Genomic DNA, 17,661 nt, shown 5'->3' on the forward strand with positions numbered 1-17,661 from the left:
GCGAGAAGGAGCGAGACGACATGGGTCGGCCGGATGAGGGCCACGACGCGCATCTGTCGAAGGAGCAGTCGGTGAACGCCAACCCGGCGGAGCCCACCGAGGCGGAGCTCGACAAGATGTCGCGCGACGAGCTGGTCAAGCTCGGTACCGAGCGCGACGGCGTCGACGTCGCCTACCGCCGCGAGCGCTTCCCGATCCCCGGCACCCGGGCGGAGAAGCGTGCCGAGCGTGCGGTCACCTTCTGGTTCGCCGTGTCCGGCATCGCGGCCGCGGCGCTGGTCGGTGTGTTCCTGTTCTGGCCGTGGGAGTTCAAGGCCAAGGACGAGGAGGGCCACGGGCTCTACTCGCTGTTCACCCCGCTGGTCGGCCTGACCTTCGGCATCTCGGTGCTGGTCATCGGCGTCGCGGTGGTGCTGATCCGCAAGCTGTTCATCCCCGCCGAGCTGTCCATCCAGGAGCGGCACGACGGTCCGTCGCCCGAGGTCGAGCGCCGCACCCTGGTCGCCGAGCTGCAAGACGCGCTGGACACCTCCACGCTCGGCCGCCGCAAGATGATCACCCGCACCGCGGGCGCGGGCGTCGGCGTGCTCGGCGTCGGCGCGCTGCTGGTGTTCGTCGGCGGTCTGATCAAGAACCCGTGGGCCAAGGGCGACAAGTCGCCGCTGTGGGTCTCCGGCTGGACTCCGGACTTCCCGGGCGAGACCATCTACATCCGCCGCGACACCGGTCGCCCGGAGGACGTGGTGCTGGTGCGTCCGGAGGACCTGGACGCGGGCGCCATGGAGACGGTGTTCCCGTGGAAGGAGAAGTGGCGCGGTGACGAGCACGCGACCCTGCAGTCGCTGCGCGGCATCCGCAACGCCGTCATGCTGATCCGCCTGCGCACCGAGGACGCGCAGAAGGCGATCAAGCGCAAGGGTCAGGAGAGCTTCAACTACGGCGACTACTTCGCCTACTCGAAGATCTGCACCCACCTCGGCTGCCCGACCTCGCTGTTCGAGCAGCAGACCAACCGGATCCTGTGCCCATGCCACCAGTCGCAGTTCTCCGCGACCGAGTGGGGCAAGCCGGTCTTCGGTCCCGCCGCTCGCGCGCTGCCGCAGCTGCCGATCACCGTCAACGCTGAGGGCTTCCTGGTCGCCAACGGCGACTTCATCGAGCCGCTCGGCCCGGCCTACTGGGAGCGCCGTTCATGAGTCCTTCAGTCGCAGCCCAAGCCAGTGAGGCGGACGAGCGCTACCGCGCCGCCGCGTTCATGAAGCGGTCGATCAACAAGGTCTTCCCGACGCATTGGTCGTTCCTGCTCGGCGAGATCGCGCTCTACAGCTTCATCATCCTGCTGCTGTCGGGCGTCTACCTGACCTTGTTCTTCGACCCGTCGATGAGCGAGGTCGTCTACAACGGCGCGTACCAGCCACTGCGCGGCGTGACCATGTCGCGCGCCTACGAGACCGCGCTGAACATCACCTTCGAGGTCCGCGGCGGTCTGTTCGTGCGGCAGGTCCATCACTGGGCGGCCCTGCTGTTCGCGGCGTCGATCATCATCCACCTGTTCCGCATCTTCTTCACCGGCGCGTTCCGCAAGCCGCGTGAGGCGAACTGGGTGATCGGCTCGTTGCTGCTGATCCTGGCGATGTTCGAGGGCTTCTTCGGCTACTCGCTGCCCGACGACCTGCTGTCGGGCACCGGCCTGCGGGCCGCGTTCGGCGGTATCACGATGAGCATCCCGATCATCGGCACCTGGATGCACTGGCTGATCTTCGGCGGCGACTTCCCGGGCGACATCATCATTCCGCGGCTCTACATCGCGCACGTGCTGTTGTTCCCCGGCATCATCCTGGCGCTGATCGCCGCGCACGTGGCGCTGGTGTGGTACCAGAAGCACACCCAGTTCCCCGGCCCCGGCCGCACGGAGAACAACGTGGTGGGCGCCCGGATCGTGCCGGTGTTCGCCGCCGACCAGGGCGCGTTCTTCGCCTTCACCCTGGGCATCGTCGGCATCATGGGCGGCGTGTTCCAGATCAACCCGATCTGGAATCTGGGTCCGTACAACCCCTCGCAGGTCTCGGCGGGTTCGCAGCCGGACTTCTACATGATGTGGACCGACGGCATGGCCCGGTTGATGCCGCCGTGGGAGTTGTACCTGGGCCGCTACACCGTGCCCGCGGTGTTCTGGGTCGCGCTGATCATGGGGTTGGTGTTCGCGGTGCTCATCGCCTACCCGTGGATCGAGAAGCGGCTGACCGGCGACACCAGCGCGCACCACAACCTGTTGCAGCGTCCGCGTGACGTCCCGGTCCGGACCGCGATCGGCGCGATGGCCATCGCCTTCTACGTGGTGCTGACGCTGTCGTGCGTCAACGACATCCTCGCGCTGAAGTTCGACATCTCGCTGAACGCGACCACGTGGATCGGCCGCATCGGCCTGCTCGTCGCCCCGCCGGTGGCGTACTACCTCACCTACCGGTTCTGCATCGGCCTGCAGCGTAGCGACCGGGCGGTGCTCGAGCACGGCATCGAGACCGGTGTGATCAAGCGCCTGCCGCACGGTGAGTACATCGAGGTGCACCAGCCGCTGGGCCCGGTGGACGACCACGGTCACCCGCTTCCGCTGGAATACCAGGGCGCGCCCGTACCGAAGAAGATGAGCAAGCTCGGCTCGGCCGGCAAACCCGGCACCGGCAGCTTCCTGCGGCCCGACCCGCAGGAGGAGAGCGATCGGCACTTCGAGATCGAGCACGCCGAAGAGCACAAGCAGCTGAAGGTGCTGCAGCGAGCGCAAGAGGCGGCGAACGGCAAGCACGGCCACTGACGCCCGCCACGTGAAAGGCCCCGAGTCGAACCCGACTCGGGGCCTTTTCGCGTCATGCCGCCGATGTCAGAGGCGTGGGGCCGCGCGGCGTGCGGCTTCGATGGCCTCGAATTTGGCGAGATTGTGCCGGGCATCGGCGAGCGCGTCGTGCGCGTCCGGCGGGATCGGCGGGAGTTCGGGACGGCCGTGCGACTCCCAGTGCTGGCGCAACTCGTTGGTGTAGCGCGGCAGCGCGTTGGGCAGATCGACCATCGAGCCCCACAACTGGCACAGGGCGACGTGGTCGTAGGCGGACACCCACGCCCACAGTTCCGGTTGCACGGTCGGCCGCGGCACCAGGAACGCGTACAACTCGTCCCGGATCTGGGCGCGGCTGCGCCACAGCGGAGAGGACGGCGAAGGCAGCTGTGGCAACACGAATTTGCGCACCCAGGGCCCCGCGCGTTCGGCATCGAATTCGGTGGACACCGCGTAGTACTCCCGGCCGTCCTCGCAGACGACGCCGATGGAGATCAAATCGATGGTCACTCCGTCCTCGATGAATTCGCAGTCATAAAAATATCTCAAGCACTGTGCCTCTCTGATATTCACGCCGGCGGTATTTTCGGCAGCAATTGGGGACGGAATGGCTGGTGTTCTCGTATGCAGTGTAGAAGGTCGTGCGCTCGGGGCACGAGTTCGATGGCCGCGTGGCAAGCGCTGTGTGCAGTGGTCATGCGGAGCACGCCCGCGCTGTGAGATCGAGAGCTCTTCCCACGGCAGCGGCTATGAACCTTCGGATCTGTCGAGTAGGCCTCCACGTGGTTCCACGAAGAGCAGTGTCGATGCTGTCTCGGGGTGAGGGGCTTCGGGGTGCGGATCGCAAAGCTCATGTGACGATCGGCGGATATTTCGAAGGCTGATTCGATGACCCACAAGAACTCGAGTGGATGGAAACCATGTCGGTAGGAATGTCCACCATATCCACGGCGGTGAATTGGACAACCGGGCCGAAATCCCGGCACCGACGGAGGCGAGATCGGGTGGCTCGCGTGAAAGAAATACTCGAATTCTATGGTGGCGCCCAAGCGGCGAATCGAACCACATAGCCGCGCCCGGTGGGGGCACCCTCCGGGCAGAACCCCTTCACCTTGGGTGGAGCGATTCCACCCCTGGGACTGGGTGTCCCCACAGGGTGCGCGGTCCGTAAGCTGAAGTCGTGAACTGGACCGTCGACGTACCCATCGATCGCCTGCCGGAACTGCCGCCGCTGCCCGTCGAGCTGCGCAGGCGGTTGGACGACGCGCTGGCGCGCCCCGCGCTGCAGCAGCCGTCCTGGGATCCGGAGCAGGCGGCCAACATGCGCACAGTGCTGGAGAGCGTCCCGCCGATCTGCGTGCCCGCCGAGGTGGAAGAGTTGCGCGGGCAGCTGGCCGAGGTGGCCCGCGGTGAGGCGTTCCTCCTGCAGGGCGGCGATTGCGCGGAGACCTTCGCCGACAACACCGAGCCGCACATTCGCGGCAACATTCGTACGCTGCTGCAGATGGCGGTGGTGCTCACCTACGGTGCCAGCCTGCCGGTGGTGAAGGTCGCGCGGATCGCGGGCCAGTACGCCAAACCGCGCTCCGCGGACACCGATTCGCGCGGCCTCAAGTCCTACCGCGGTGACATGGTGAACTCGCTGGTCGCCGACGCGGCGCTGCGCGAGCACGACCCGTCGCGCCTGGTCCGGGCCTACGCCAACGCGAGCGCCGCGATGAACCTGGTGCGCGCGCTGACCGGCGCGGGCATGGCCGACCTGCACAAGGTGCACGACTGGAACCGCGACTTCGTGGCCAAGTCGCCCGCGGGCGCCCGCTACGAGGCGCTGGCCGAGGAGATCGACCGCGGCCTGGCCTTCATGACCGCGTGCCGGGTGAACGACCCGAGCCTGAAGGCGGCCCGCATCTACGCCAGCCACGAAGCGCTCGTACTGGACTACGAGCGCGCCATGCTGCGCCTGAGCCACAACTCGATCGGCGAGCCGGTGCTCTACGACCTGTCGGCGCACTTCCTCTGGATCGGCGAGCGCACCCGTCAGCTCGACGGCGCGCACATCGCGTTCGCGGAACTGCTCGCCAACCCGATCGGCCTGAAGATCGGCCCGTCCACGACGCCCGAGCAGGCCGTGGAGTACGTGGAGCGGCTCGACCCGAACAACGAGCCCGGCCGGCTGACCATCGTGTCCCGCATGGGCCAAAGCAAAGTCCGCGACGTACTGCCGCCCATCATCGAGAAGGTGCAGGCCACCGGTCACCAGGTGATCTGGCAGTGCGACCCGATGCACGGCAACACCCACGAGTCGTCCACCGGCTTCAAGACCCGCCACTTCGACCGCATCGTCGACGAGGTACAGGGCTTCTTCGAGGTGCACCACGCGCTGGGCACGCATCCCGGCGGCATGCACATCGAACTCACCGGCGAGGACGTCACCGAATGCCTCGGCGGCGCCCAGGACATCTCCGACCTCGATCTGTCCGGCCGCTACGAGACCGCCTGCGACCCCAGGCTGAACACCCAGCAGTCGCTGGAACTGGCGTTCCTCGTCGCCGAGATGCTGCGCTGAGGTTCGCGCCGCGATCACCGGAAAGGCAGGCGCGTGGACGCCTGCCTTTCGCACTGACGGCCCGTCCGCGTCCGGTCAGGGGAGCGCCACGAGGGTGACCGTGTCACCCGCCTCGAGGTTGACTCCGATGGCCGGGGTTTGCGAGACCACCAGCGAACTGTCCGCGCGCGCCAACTGCTTGACCTCGACCCGCAACCCGAGGCTTTCCAGCTTGGCTCGGGCGTTGGCCACGGTCCATCCCCGGACATCTGGCATCTGAAGGGCATTGGAGATCAGCAGGACGACGCCGTCGCCGGATTGGATGGTGGCGCCCGCACCCGGCTGGGTGCCGATGGCCTTGTCCGCCTCGACGCCGCGGTCGAATTGAGATTTGGTCTCGCGGATCGCGATTCCGGCGGCGGTGAGGATCTTGGTGGCTTCCTCGGTCGACTTGCCGCGTACGTCGGGAACCTTCACCGGCTGGGATCCCTTGCTGCGGTAGACCTTCACCTGCGCGCCGAGGGGCAGCACGGTGCCGGGCTTCGGCTCCACCCGGGCGACCGATCCCTTCGGTGCGGTGCTGCCCTCTTCGCCCGCGTCGACCGGCTGCAGTCCGTTGTCCCGGATCAACTGGTTGACCTTGGACACCTGATCGCCCGCTTTGACGTCCGGCACCTTCGGCTTGCCGTTGGAGACCAGGACGGCGACCGTCGATCCCTTGGTGATCTTGGATCCGGCGGACGGGTCGCTGCCGACCACGCCGCCGACCGGGATCGTGTCCGAGGCCTTCTGCCGGATCTCGGTCTCGAACCCGGCGTTCTGCAGGGTGGCGACCGCCTTGTCGGTGTCCAGCCCGGCGATCGGCGGCACCGCCGAGTAGCGGCCGACACCGAGCCACCAGCCGCCGATGCCGACCAGCAGCGTGAGAACCGCGACGATCGCCACCCACACCCATACCGTGCGCCGGGAGCGATCGAGTTCGCCGGCGTACGGCGGATACGGCGGTGCGGGGTGCGCTTGGCGCACCGGTTGTGGCCGGTCGTAGTCCTCCAGCGCGTTGTCGTCGGGGCGGGGGCGCTGGGCGGTGACCACTCGGGTGTGCTGCAGCGGCTGTGCTGATGCCCCGGCGAAGCCCGGCCGATCGTCGGGGTCCGGCTGGACGGCGCGGTAACTGGCGCTGAGATGCTCGGCCGATTCCTGCGGGGCGGGCACCCGATAAGCGGGCAGACGCAGTTCCGCGCCGATCAGGCGCAGTGCGGCCGCCATCTCGTTCGCGTCAGCGAACCGGTGCCCGGGCTCGCGCGCGGTCGCCTTGGCGACCAGTTCGTCGAACTCCGGCGGCACCCCGGAGATGAACCCGCTCGGGCTGGGCACATCGTTCTCGATGCGTTGATAGGCCACCGAGATCGAAGTGTCGCCGGTGAACGGAACCCGGCCGGTGAGCATCTCGAAGATCAGCACACCGAAGGAGTAGACGTCGCTGCGCGAGTCGGCGGAGCCGCTGGTGACCTGCTCGGGCGACAGATAGGCGGCGGTGCCGAGGATGACGCTGGCCGAGGTGGTGTTCGCCGCCGCCACCGCGCGCACCAGACCGAAATCGGCGATCTTCACCTCGCCCGCGTCGGAGATCAGCACGTTCTCCGGCTTGATGTCGCGGTGCACCAGTCCAGCGGAGTGCGCGACGCCGATCGCCGCGAGTACCGGTTCGGCGACGGCGCGCACCGCGTGCGGCGGCATCGGGCCGCGTTCGCGCAGCAGCTCGCGCAGCGTGCCGCCCTCGACCAGCTCCATGATCAAGAAGGGGTGATCGCCGTCGACGCCCTGGTCGTACACCGCGACCAGGGAGGGATGCTTGAGTTTGGCGACCGCGCGCGCCTCGAACTCGAATCGGGAGAGGAACTGGGGGTCGCCCGCGAACTTCGGATCCATCACCTTGATGGCCACCGGCCGGTCCAGGCGGGTGTCGACCCCGCGGAAGACCATCGACATTCCGCCGCGGGCGATCGGCGCATCGATCCGATAGCGCCCTTCCAGCATCTGGCCGATCAAGAGAAGTCCTCCGGCTTTCACAAAGTCAGCCGCTCCGTGCGGCCCCCACGATGGTATCGACTCGCACCACCCCGGGTGTCTCACGACGTGCGCCGAGAGACCGTCTACCGTTGTCCGGGTGAGTGCATTTCCCTGCAGTGACGACGTCCTTCCGCAGTCGGTGACCCTGGTGTCGCTGCCGGAGGTGGCCGAGCGACTCGGGCTGGTGGTGACCCGGGTGCACCAGATGCTGCGCGATCATCAACTGATCGCCGTCCGCAGAGAAGGCGTGGCGGGCGTCCCCGAGCGGTTCTTCGACGAAACCGGCGCGGTCGTGAAGCCGCTGCCCGGCCTGATCACCGTGATGCGCGACGCCAAGTACACCGACGAAGAGATCCTGGAGTGGATCTTCACCGAGGACGAGAGCCTGCCCGGCAAGCCGATCGACGCCCTGCACGGGCCTTTGGCCCGCGAAGTCCTGCGCCGGGCAGCCGCGGATCCGTTTTAGATTTCCAGCGCCTGCGGCGCTGGGTGTTCGCGGCCCCTTCATGGCTCGCGTCCGAGTGACCGCCGCTTGCTCCTTCGTCGCGTACGCGACGGCCACTCGGACGCGAGCCGGGCCGCGAACGGCGCATGCTCGGTCTCGCTTCGCTCGAAATCGGTGGTCGAGGTCGTGTGGTTGCGTCGGCCGGTGATCTCACTACCAGGGGGACGGCGGCTCGGAGGCGGCCGGGTTGCATGGGTTTCTCGAGCGCCGACGGTGCATGCGCTGGTCTCGCCGAGCTCGGAGCCTGTGGTCGAGGCGGTGCTGTCGCGTCGGTGGTGACCTCGCTACCAGGGTGGCGCTGTTGCTGCCGGCCCGAGGTCGGCGATCGCTACGGCTGCTGGGCTGGTTCTACCGTGCCGGCAGCGCGTCCTCCGTTTCGCCTCCTACGAAATCGGCGGATGACTTGGTGGGGTCAACGCTGGCGGGGAGCGGGGCCGATGGTGGCGTCATCGCGAGGTCGCGATACGGGCGGTCCCGGAGACGAACGCCCGCTGTCAGCGGGTGATGCGGCCGCGGAGGGTGGCGGTGGTGAATTCGGTGGCGGCTATGCGGAGGCGGTGGTGGCGGGGGACTACCGCGCGGTGGTCGAAGACGGCGTAGTCGCTGCGTTCGATGTGGCGCAGGATGTCCGCGTAGAGGGTGGCCGCGGTGCGGATGGCGGGGCGCACCCGCGGTTGGAGCAGGTCGATGCCCGGTTCCGCGCGGCGGTAGAGGTCTCGGTTGACCGCGATGAGGTGGGCGAGGGCGCGGCGGACGCGCGGATCGGTCCGCCCGGTGCGGCGGCAGTCGAACAGCAGCTCGTCGTCGACGCCGAATGCGGCGAGGGCATCGGCGGGCAGGTAGACGCGGTCGCGGTCGAGGTCTTCCGCGACGTCGCGCAGGAAGTTGGTCAGCTGGAACGCCTCGCCCAGCGCGGCGGCGGCGGGCTCGGCCTCGGACACCGGGACGACCGTGCCGAGCACGGGCAGCAGCTGTAAACCGATCGCGGCCGCCGAGCCACGCATGTATTCGCGCAGCTGTGCCATGGTGGCGTAGCGGTCACGGAACGAGGGGTTGCCCGGCGCGTCCATTCGCATGGAGTCCAGGAACGTCCAGAAGTGCTGCGCCGCAATGCCGTAGCGGTGGATGGTGTGGGTGACGGCGGCCAGGACGAGCGCGCGCGGACGCGGACCCGCTGCCCAGCTCCGGTCGTGCTCCCGGTCGACGGAACCGAGGTGCGATTCCAGCGCGGCCCGCAGGTCCCGTTCGATCAGGTCGAGTTCCGCGGCCGGGTCGCGATCGTGCGCCGCGGCGGGACGGCCGGACCGGTCGACGACGTCGTCCACCATGCGCGCGAACGCGTACAGCGCGTGCACGGCGGGCCGCCGCTCGGCCGACAGCAGCCGGGTGGCCAGGAAATAGGTGCGGCCGTGGGTGGCGGCGATCTGCCTGCACTCGCGGTAGGCGAGCGGGAGCAGGGCGGAACCCGGTTCGCGCCCCTCGGTCATGGGGCGGCGGGCGAAGCGGTGGCTTCGCCGGGCGTGGCCACGACAGTGCCCGGCGGCGTGGCGCGCAGGCGCAGCGGGTCCACCGTGCGCAGCGACAGCGCCGCCACGACCGCGGCGAAGGTGGCGGCGACGACGTGCCAGAAGTTGTACAGGCCGATCGAACCATCCGGCTGGAAGACCAGCATGAGCCAGGTGCATACGCCGACCAGCGCCATCAACGTCGTGGTGGACAGCGCGAACCCGGCGGCCAGCGCCAGCGGCCACGAGTAGTACCAGGGCAGCGCGGCGGGCGAGAGGATGACGATCGCGACGAACGCGATCAGGATGCCGAGCACCGCTTCTCGCTCGCTGTGCCGGAACCGCCACCAGGTCCACGCGAGCACCGCGACCAACGCCAGTGCGCACATCGCGCGGGTCACCTCGAGCACCGATTCCAGCCGCAGCGGGGTCACCCAGGTGACCGCGTGCGCCATCACGGTCGGCAGCGACAGCCAGTTGATGATCTTCTTGGACCCGGACAACGCCGTCAGCCAGCCGATGCCGACGCCCGCGATGGCCGAGGCGGCGACGAAGACCACCGCGAACACGCTCAGACCGAGCCCCGCGATCTTGCCGAACATGAGGGCGGGATGCGGCATGTCCTCGGTGGGTTCCGCGGCGTCGCCGGGTTGCTCGCTCGCCGGCAGGTGCGCCGGGTCGCGCCCGACCCGCTGCGCGGCGCGGCGTTCGCGCTCGTGCAGCATCCAGATCCAGACCAGAAACGGCAGCGCGACACCCGCGGTGCCCTTGATGGCCACGCCGATGGCGACGACCACGATGCCCGCCACATGGTGGCGTTCCAGCACCAGCGCGATGCCCGCGCACATGAGGCCGACCATCAGCATCTCGTTGTGCACGCCGCCGATCAGGTGGATGAGCACCAGCGGGTTGAGCACCGCCAGCCACAGCGCGACGGTCGGCTTGCCGCCGAGGTGCTTGGTCAGATACGGCACCGCCCACATCATCAGCGCGAGGCCGGGCAGCATGACCAGCCGCATCGCGATGGTGCCCGCCACCACGTTGTCGCCGGTCACGGCGGTGATCGCCCGCCCGAGCAGCAGGAACACCGGGCCGTACGGCGCGGTGGTGGTGGTCCACACGGGGCTCACGTTGTCCAGCAGCACACCGGGATTCGCCACCGGCCCGACCCGGTAGGGGTCGAAGCCGTCCCGCAGCAGCGCGCCCTGCGCGAGATAGGAGTAGGCGTCGCGGCTGAACATCGGCACGGCGAACAGCAGCGGCGCGATCCAGATGCCGACGATGGCGCGCAACTCGTTGAGCGTCACCTCGGCGCCGATCCGGTCGCCCGTGCCGATCGTGGCGCGCCCGAGCCGGACCCACGCGGTGATCATCAGCAGCACGCCGATCCAGATGCAGATGGTCGACAGCGCGTAGCCGTGCCCGAACCGCAGCCAGGACAGGTGCATCGCCTCGAGCAGCGGATCCCGCTTGCGGACGCTGCCCGCGCCGAAGCCGCCGAACATGATCATGATCGCGCCGAAGAAGCCGAGCAGGGCGGCATGGCCCTCGGGGCTTCTGGCGAAGTCGGCGGCGATGCGGATCCACCACAGCAGACCGCGGGGAGTGGCCGAATCACGACCTGCGGAGGCGGGCGACGAGGAGCGGATGTCACCGGCGGAGGCGGCCTCTGCGGTGCGCGTTTCGGGGGATGCCATCTGGTGTCGGTCCCCCCGAGTGGTCGGCGGTCGCAACCGCGAGCGAATAGGTCGGCGCTTAGTTTACGGCGTCGCCTGGAACACTATCCGGCTGGTGCGCGGGGTTCCAGGCGAAGTGGGCCCGATCTCGCCCGCAATGCGGTTTGCCGCCAGTTTCCCGGAGAGCAGGGCGGTGGGCACACCCACACCAGGAGTGGTGCCGCAACCAGCGATAACCACATTGTCGCTGGAAGAGGGGAAATTGCTCGGCCGGAAGGGGCCGGTCTGACGGAAGAGGTGGGCCGCGGAGAACGGTGTGCCCGCGAGCATGCCGCGGTCGAGCCACGCCTGCGGTGTGTCGAGCCGGTCGACGGCGAAGTGCTCGGCGATGCCGCGGTAGCCGCGCGCTTCCAGCACGGTGAGCAACTCGCGGAGATACGCCGGTCCCAGGCGCGACCAGTCCAGCGGCGCGGCCACGAGATTCGGGCACGGCGCCAGCAGCGAGAACGGTTCGTGGCGTCCGTCGGTGCGTTCGATGAACAGGCTCGGATCGGTCAGGGCGGGCCGGGTCAGCAGCAGCGAGGGGTCGCTCATCAGCTTGCCGCGGCCCCGGCGGGCGGTGATCTCGGCGAACGTGCGCTCCCAGGCCTGCCCGAATTCGATGGTGTGGTGCGCCTGCACCGGCCAGTCCGCCGCGACCGCGGCGGGGACGGTGCCGTGCGCGACGACCGCCGACGGCGAGGCGCGCAGCCCGCGCCGGGGCCGCACGCCGAACCGGTCGAGCGAGCCCAGGTCGGCGGTGAGCACCAGCGCGTCGCAGTCGAACGAACGCCCGTCGGCGGTACGGGCGCGCCGGGCCCGCCGGCCCGCGTAGTCGATCCCGACCACTTCGGCGTTCAGTTCCAGCGTGCCGCCCGCCGCGGTGAACGCTTGCGCCAGCGCCGTGGCGATCGCACGCATCCCGCCCTCGGGGAAATACACGCCGAGCGAGGTGTCCATGTGCGGGATCGCGCCGTAGACGGCGAGCGCCCGCGCGGGCGGCATGCCCGCGTAGAGCGCCTGGAAGGTGAACAGTCGCGCCAGGCGCTGGTCGCGCAGGAACCCGCGCACCCGGGGACCGAGCCTGCCGAAGCCGCCGAGTCGCACCAATTCGGCCAGGGCGCGGCGCTTCTGGGGGATGCGCACCATATCCAGCGGCGAGTCGAAGTTCGTGTCCATGAACTCGGTGAACTCGGCCGCGTAGATCCGCGCCAGCCAGGCGCGCAGGCGCCGGTACCCCCGTGCCTCGGCCGGGCCGCACGTCCGCTCGACTTCCGCGGCCATCGCGTCCGGATCGGCGAAGACCCTGATCTCGGCGCCGTCGGCGAACCGGGCGTGATAGCCCGGAGCCAGCCGGTGGATGCGCAGCGGGGGCACGCAGGTCTCCGGGGCGCGGCCGACGGCGGCGAGCGCGTCGGCGATCAGCTCGGGCAGTGTGAGGACGGTGGCGCCGGAATCGATGTCGTAGTCGGCGCCCTGATAGCGCCCGACCCGGCCACCGGGGTGGTCGGCCCGCTCCAGCAGCGTCACCGTGTGACCCGCGCCGGTCAGGTACAGGGCGGCCGACAGCCCGGCCAGTCCCGCGCCCACCACCACGACGCGATCGGTCGGGCCCGCAACTGTTCTCATCCGCGTCTCCTCGCGCTCACGCGGCGCGCTTGGTAGCGGCCAGCGCCATCGCGCGCAGCCGTTCCTTGGCGGCGGGCGTCGCCGAGCTGGCCTCGATGGCCGCCAGGCCGGTGTCGGTGAGCTCGGCGATCCGGCGCTCGACCTCGTCGACCGCGCCGAGGTCGATCAGTACCGCGCGCAGCCGCTGCACCTGCTCGGCGCTCAGGTCGGTGCCGATGCTCGAGCGCAGCAGCGCGGCCGCGGCGGGATCGGTGTCGTCGGCGCGCCGCAGCGCCTCGGCCAGCAGCACGGTGCGTTTGCCCTCGCGCAGGTCGTCGCCGGAGGGCTTGCCGGTGACCGCCGGATCGCCGAACACGCCGAGCAGGTCGTCGCGCAGCTGGAAGGCGATCCCGATGGCGGTGCCGAACTCGCGGTAGGCCTCGATCAGCTCCTGGCCCGCCGCGGCGATGGCGGCGCCGAGGTGCAGCGGGCGTTCGACGGTGTAGGCGGCGGTCTTGTAGCGGTTGATCCGCAGCGCGGCCTCGACCGATTCGTCGCCACCCGCCTCGCCGGTGATGTCGAGTAGCTGGCCGCCGAGCACCTCGGTGCGCATGTCGGCCCAGACCGGCGCGAAGCGGGCGATGGCCGCGGGCGCGAGACCCGACGCGTGCACCATGTCGTCGGCCCAGGACAGCGCCAGATCGCCGACCAGGATGGCCACGCTGGCGCCGAAGTGCGCCGAGTCGCCCGCCCACCCGCGGTCACGGTGGCGCTGTTCGAAGTCGACGTGCACGGTGGGGAAGCGGCGGCGGGTGCGGGAGGAATCGATGATGTCGTCGTGGATCAGCGCGCACGCCTGGACGAGTTCGAGCGCGGAGCAGGCGGTGAGCACCGCCGCGGCGTCGGGCGCGTGCGGATCGCCGCCCGCTCCGAGCCACCCCGTCCACGCGAACGCGGGCCGGGTGCGTTTCCCGCCGCGGAGCACGAACTGCTCGAGCGCGTCGGTGGCCTCGACGAAGACCGGGCCGAGGCGCTCGGTCGTCGGGCGGCGAGTGGCGAAGAAGCCGACCAGGGCGTCTTCCACGGCGGTGACGAAGGCGGGAGTGCCCGGCTGCGGCACCGCGGGGCGCGGCGTCTGAGTACCGGTTGCGGCGGACAGGGGAGCCTCCAAGGTCGTGCGGATGGTGAACGCACGGGGTCGCGGAGGGTGCCCGGGCGCTGCGGATGATTCGGGGCCGAGCGGGGGACGGTCGCGCGTGTCGCTCGGCGTGGCGAACAACTCGCCCGATGCGAAGAATACGCGGAGCGTCCGAGCGACCCGACAGGGCGGCTACCGGCCACCTCTACACTGAACCGGTGACTTTCGACAACGTGCGGGGCAGCTCGACCCCTGGCCGGCCGTCCCGGACGCACCCGAACGTCTCCGCCACACCGTCGGTCGTACAGAGTCTGCGGGCGCACGCGGGGCACGCGGTGCCGTTCTCCGTGGAGTTCAATCCGCCCCGCGACGCCGCCGCCGAAGCGCGGCTGTGGCGCGCCGTCCGGCAGTTCGAGTGCATGCACCCGGCGTTCGTGTCGATGACCTACGGTGCGGGCGGTTCCACTCGCGACCGCACCGTCCGCGTGACCGGCCAGCTCGCGCAGGAGACCACCCTGCTGCCCGTCGCGCACCTGACCGCGGTGGGGCACAGCGTCGCCGAACTGCGCTCGCTGGTCGGCGCGTACGCCGACTCCGGCATCCGCAACATCCTGGTCCTGCGCGGCGACCCGCCCGGCGACCCGCTCGGGGAGTGGCACAAGCATCCCGAGGGCGTCTCCTACGCCGAGGAGCTGGTGCGTATCGTGCGCGACCTCGGCGATTTCCACGTCGGCGTCGCCTCCTTCCCGCAGGGCCATCACCGCTCGCCGGACCTGGCGACCGACACCGCGTTCCTGGCCGCGAAACTGCGTGCGGGAGCGGAGTATTCGATCACCCAGATGTTCTTCGACGTCGAGCACTACCTGCGCCTGCGCGATCGCCTCGTCGCGCTCGATCCGATCGAGGGCGCCAAGCCGATCATTCCGGAGCTGATGCCCATCACGTCGCTGCGCACGGTGCAGCGCGCCGAGGAACTGTGCGGCAGGCCGCTGCCCGCCGCCGTGCTGGACCGGCTGCGCAAAGCGGCGGGCGACGACGGCGAGGAGAACACCGCGGCGGTGCGCGCGGCGGGCATCGAGATCGCCACCGAGATCGCCCAGCGGCTGATCGACGAGGGCGCGCCCTGCCTGCACTTCATCACACTCAATTTCGCCAAGGCGACCAGCGAGGTGCTGACCAACCTCGGTTACGGCGTCACGGCCACCCCGGTCAGCGCCTGACCGCGCACGGCGGTCGTCCGGAACGTGCGTCTCGAGCCGAATCGGCTATCTCCCTCGCACGGCACTCCGGTGTCGATGCGACCAGGCCGGACGCCGATCGACGGAGCGCGGGCGCGGTGATCACCCGGGGTCTGCCGGTGCGCGCGAGGACGCACCGGCTGGTCCCGGTTCAGGCGGCGCGAGCCGCGCGCAGTCCCCATGCCTCGGCGAGCAGCCGATGCGATTCCAGGCGATCGGCGTGCCGATGGGTGATCGTGGTGACCAGCAGTTCGTCCGCACCGCTGACACGCTGCAACGCGGCGAGCCGTTCCACGACGGTGCCTGACGAACCCACGAACTGGGTGGCCAAGCGATCGTCGACCAGACGCCGCTGCTCCGCGGTGAGCGGCGCGACGGTCGCCGGGTCGGGATAGTCGGCCGCGCCCGCGCCACTACGGATGCTGTAGACCCACTGGCCGTAGCTCGCGGCCAGCCGCTGCGCGGTCGCGTCGTCCTCGGCCACCACCACGTCCGCGGAGATCACCACGTACGGCTCGGCCAGTTCGGCGGACGGACGGAACGCCGCGCGATAGGCCTCGATCGCGTCCAGCGCGGTGCCGGGCGAGACGTGGTAGGCCGCGGCGAACGGCAGCCCGAGCCGTCCGGCCAGTTCCGCGCTCTCGCCCGCGGTGCTGCCGAACAGCCACAGCCGCACCTGTGCGTGCTCACCGGGAACCGCGTGCAGCGCAACGCCTTCGGGGCTGACGTAGCTGCCCGACAACAGGGCGCGCACCTCACCGATTTGCTCGGCGAAATCCAGCGGTTGCGCGCCGCGCTGCTGCAACGCCCCCACCGAGGCGACGAACTTCGACCGGTCCAGGATGCGACCCGGGTCGAACGGCGGCGGAACGACCACGCCGTCGCGGATCTCGGTACGCCCGGTCACCGCGTCGGCCACCGGTTTCCCGCCCTTGTGCCGCACGGCTTCCGCCCCGAACTGGCCGCGCCGATGACCGGACCGGCCGAGCCCGAGGTCGAGCCGGCCCGGGTACAGCGCGTCGATCGTGCCGAAGGCTTCCACGATCGACGCCGACGTGTGGTGACCCACCTGCACGGCCGCCGAACCCACTCGGATGCGCTCGGTGGCCGCCGCCACCAACCCGATCAAGGTGATCGAGGAGGAGCTGGCCACCGAGACGAAATGGTGTTCGGCCAGCCAGTACCGGTGATAGCCCCACTTTTCGGCGTGCTGGGCCAGATCGACGGTGTTGCGCAGCGCCTGCTGCGCGGTGGAGCCCGCGCTGATCGGTGACAGGTCCAGGATCGATAGGGGAACGAATCCGCTCATGCCGCACGCCCTTGCCGCGGATCCTGTTCGCCCGCTTCGATGGCCACGCGCAGCCGATTCTGCGCGGGCGCCACCGGGCAGGTCGCGAAATCCGTGAACGCGCAGGGCAGATTCGCCGCGCGGTTGAAGTCGAGCACCACCGTGCCGTCCGCTTCCGGCGCGCCGACGGTCAGCGAGCGTGCGGCCGGGTAGGTCGTCACACCGCTCGTCGCGTCGGTGAACAGCACGCGCAGGTCGTTCCGGACACCGAACGCGACGACCCGTTCGGTCACTTCGCCGATGCGGAATTCGATGGTGCCCGCGGCGCTGTGGTGGTGTTCGAGTCCCTCGATCACCGCGCCGGTGACCACGGTCCGCTGTTGCTCGAACGGTGTGAACCGCCCGGAGACCACCCAGCGCGGATCGGGCCGATAGGCCGGGATGCCGTCGAAGGTCAGCAGGGCGGGCGCGGCCGGGTCGTGCACCCGGACGGCGTAGCGACCCGTGCGGCGGATCACCTCGAGCACCCGGCTCTCCTGCCGGATGTGCAGTCCGGGCGCGCCCTCGGCGGGCGTGACGATCTGCACGCCCGCGATGCCGAGCCCGTCGTACTCCAGCCGGTCGGCGGGCTGTGCGGTGATGAAGACTTTCTCGTCGGTGACCCACCAGGTGCCGGGAACATGGGGCAGCCGCTCGGGACGGTCGGTGAGCCAGTGCAGTCCGGTCAGGCTGAGAAAGCCGAGCGGGTCGCGCAGCTGGTCTTCGCGCGCATGGTGCCAGCGCGCCCACTCGGTCTCGAAAACGCTGGTGATGCTGGTGGTCATGACGCTATGGCTCCTTCGTGGGCGGTGGTGCGGTCGGACTGGCGGGGGTGCGGGACGGAGTGCGTCATCAGGCTGTGCCCTCCGCGTCGATCTGCTGCCGCAGAGCGGGGTGCGTACCCGTCGCGGCGGTGTCGGGCGCCAGGAACAAAGCCTGCTGCCACAGCGCGGCGTGCGTTCGGGGCGAGGACCGGCCGATGCGGCGGTCCCGCTCGGTGCGGACGGGCGCGACGGCGTGCCGCGCGTTACCGGAGGCATCGGCGGCGCGTGGCGCGCGCATACGGGTGCGCCACCAGCGGGCCGGGTCGGCGGCGAAGACGGCGGGAACGTCCGGCGCGGCGGCCGGTTCGGCGTCGGCGGCGGGTTTCCGGTTGAAGGCGGAGTACACCATCAGGGCG

The 17,661-nt window shown here is 69.9% G+C and carries 14 protein-coding genes; 5 read left to right on the plus strand and 9 right to left on the minus strand.

Features of this window, described 5'->3' with window-relative positions:
- Positions 1-20 precede the first annotated feature (20 nt).
- Both qcrA and qcrB read left to right on the plus strand, forming a co-directional pair.
- On the plus strand, positions 21-1,196 hold the full coding sequence (qcrA, locus tag ON21_RS08825) for a cytochrome bc1 complex Rieske iron-sulfur subunit (RefSeq protein WP_051020518.1): 1,176 nt from the start codon (positions 21-23) through the stop codon (positions 1,194-1,196).
- Positions 1,193-2,812, plus strand: coding sequence for a cytochrome bc1 complex cytochrome b subunit (gene qcrB, locus ON21_RS08830; protein ID WP_039797063.1), 1,620 nt, complete (start codon positions 1,193-1,195; stop codon positions 2,810-2,812). The genes qcrA and qcrB overlap by 4 nt, the downstream gene beginning before the upstream one ends.
- A gap of 66 nt (positions 2,813-2,878) precedes the next feature.
- Here qcrB and ON21_RS08835 read toward each other — a convergent pair whose 3' ends face one another.
- Entirely contained in the window at positions 2,879-3,379 is a 501-nt protein-coding gene (locus ON21_RS08835; protein WP_039797065.1) for a polyadenylate-specific 3'-exoribonuclease AS, read from the minus strand.
- Positions 3,380-4,010: 631 nt separating this feature from the next.
- On the opposite strand from ON21_RS08835, the gene ON21_RS08840 reads away from it, so the two are divergent.
- Positions 4,011-5,396, plus strand: coding sequence for a class II 3-deoxy-7-phosphoheptulonate synthase (locus ON21_RS08840; RefSeq protein WP_039797067.1), 1,386 nt, complete (start codon positions 4,011-4,013; stop codon positions 5,394-5,396).
- 75 nt (positions 5,397-5,471) lie between these two features.
- Here the strand turns inward: ON21_RS08840 and pknB are convergent, their stop codons facing one another.
- Complete coding sequence (gene pknB, locus ON21_RS08845) at positions 5,472-7,412, minus strand: Stk1 family PASTA domain-containing Ser/Thr kinase (protein ID WP_039797106.1); 1,941 nt, start codon at positions 7,410-7,412, stop codon at positions 5,472-5,474.
- Positions 7,413-7,542: 130 nt separating this feature from the next.
- Between pknB and ON21_RS08850 the strand changes: the two genes are divergently transcribed.
- The gene (locus tag ON21_RS08850) at positions 7,543-7,911 is read left to right on the plus strand and encodes an Rv2175c family DNA-binding protein (RefSeq protein WP_039797069.1); all 369 of its coding nucleotides are present in this window, start codon (positions 7,543-7,545) and stop codon (positions 7,909-7,911) included.
- A 533-nt stretch (positions 7,912-8,444) separates the two neighbouring features.
- On the opposite strand, the gene ON21_RS08855 is transcribed toward ON21_RS08850, so the two are convergent.
- The 4 genes from ON21_RS08855 to ON21_RS08870 form a co-directional block, all read right to left on the minus strand.
- Positions 8,445-9,437, minus strand: coding sequence for a phytoene/squalene synthase family protein (locus tag ON21_RS08855; protein ID WP_039797071.1), 993 nt, complete (start codon positions 9,435-9,437; stop codon positions 8,445-8,447).
- Positions 9,434-11,152 carry an alpha-(1->6)-mannopyranosyltransferase A gene (locus ON21_RS08860; RefSeq protein WP_051020503.1) on the minus strand — a complete coding sequence of 573 codons (1,719 nt, stop codon included), beginning with the start codon at positions 11,150-11,152 and terminating at the stop codon, positions 9,434-9,436. The genes ON21_RS08855 and ON21_RS08860 overlap by 4 nt, the downstream gene beginning before the upstream one ends.
- 63 nt (positions 11,153-11,215) lie before the next feature.
- Positions 11,216-12,799 carry a phytoene desaturase family protein gene (crtI, locus tag ON21_RS08865; protein WP_039797073.1) on the minus strand — a complete coding sequence of 528 codons (1,584 nt, stop codon included), beginning with the start codon at positions 12,797-12,799 and terminating at the stop codon, positions 11,216-11,218.
- 16 nt (positions 12,800-12,815) lie between these two features.
- The gene (locus ON21_RS08870; RefSeq protein ID WP_039797108.1) at positions 12,816-13,949 is read right to left on the minus strand and encodes a polyprenyl synthetase family protein; all 1,134 of its coding nucleotides are present in this window, start codon (positions 13,947-13,949) and stop codon (positions 12,816-12,818) included.
- Positions 13,950-14,134: 185 nt separating this feature from the next.
- On the opposite strand from ON21_RS08870, the gene ON21_RS08875 reads away from it, so the two are divergent.
- Positions 14,135-15,136, plus strand: coding sequence for a methylenetetrahydrofolate reductase (locus tag ON21_RS08875; RefSeq protein WP_039797074.1), 1,002 nt, complete (start codon positions 14,135-14,137; stop codon positions 15,134-15,136).
- 169 nt (positions 15,137-15,305) lie between these two features.
- Here the strand turns inward: ON21_RS08875 and ON21_RS08880 are convergent, their stop codons facing one another.
- The 3 genes from ON21_RS08880 to ON21_RS08890 form a co-directional block, all read right to left on the minus strand.
- A complete protein-coding gene (locus tag ON21_RS08880; protein ID WP_039797076.1) occupies positions 15,306-16,463 on the minus strand; it encodes an LLM class flavin-dependent oxidoreductase in 1,158 nt (385 codons plus the stop codon).
- Positions 16,460-17,266 (minus strand): DUF1684 domain-containing protein, encoded by an 807-nt coding sequence (locus tag ON21_RS08885; protein ID WP_039797078.1) that lies wholly within the window; start codon positions 17,264-17,266, stop codon positions 16,460-16,462. The genes ON21_RS08880 and ON21_RS08885 overlap by 4 nt, the downstream gene beginning before the upstream one ends.
- Positions 17,267-17,333: 67 nt before the next feature.
- Complete coding sequence (locus ON21_RS08890; protein ID WP_039797080.1) at positions 17,334-17,654, minus strand: hypothetical protein; 321 nt, start codon at positions 17,652-17,654, stop codon at positions 17,334-17,336.
- Positions 17,655-17,661 lie beyond the last annotated feature (7 nt).

This window comes from Nocardia araoensis NBRC 100135 (genome assembly GCF_000308435.1).
GTDB lineage: Bacteria > Actinomycetota > Actinomycetes > Mycobacteriales > Mycobacteriaceae > Nocardia > Nocardia araoensis.

Excerpts from the sequence above, each read along its gene's own strand:
- crtI (WP_039797073.1), bottom strand. The coding sequence starts at position 12,799 with ATGAGAACAGTTGCGGGCCCGACCGATCGCGTCGTGGTGGTGGGCGCG.
- ON21_RS08890 (WP_039797080.1), bottom strand. The coding sequence starts at position 17,654 with ATGGTGTACTCCGCCTTCAACCGGAAACCCGCCGCCGACGCCGAACCG.
- qcrA (WP_051020518.1), top strand. The coding sequence starts at position 21 with ATGGGTCGGCCGGATGAGGGCCACGACGCGCATCTGTCGAAGGAGCAG.
- ON21_RS08885 (WP_039797078.1), bottom strand. The coding sequence starts at position 17,266 with ATGACCACCAGCATCACCAGCGTTTTCGAGACCGAGTGGGCGCGCTGG.
- ON21_RS08860 (WP_051020503.1), bottom strand. The coding sequence starts at position 11,152 with ATGGCATCCCCCGAAACGCGCACCGCAGAGGCCGCCTCCGCCGGTGAC.
- ON21_RS08880 (WP_039797076.1), bottom strand. The coding sequence starts at position 16,463 with ATGAGCGGATTCGTTCCCCTATCGATCCTGGACCTGTCACCGATCAGC.
- qcrB (WP_039797063.1), top strand. The coding sequence starts at position 1,193 with ATGAGTCCTTCAGTCGCAGCCCAAGCCAGTGAGGCGGACGAGCGCTAC.
- pknB (WP_039797106.1), bottom strand. The coding sequence starts at position 7,412 with ATGCTGGAAGGGCGCTATCGGATCGATGCGCCGATCGCCCGCGGCGGA.
- ON21_RS08855 (WP_039797071.1), bottom strand. The coding sequence starts at position 9,437 with ATGACCGAGGGGCGCGAACCGGGTTCCGCCCTGCTCCCGCTCGCCTAC.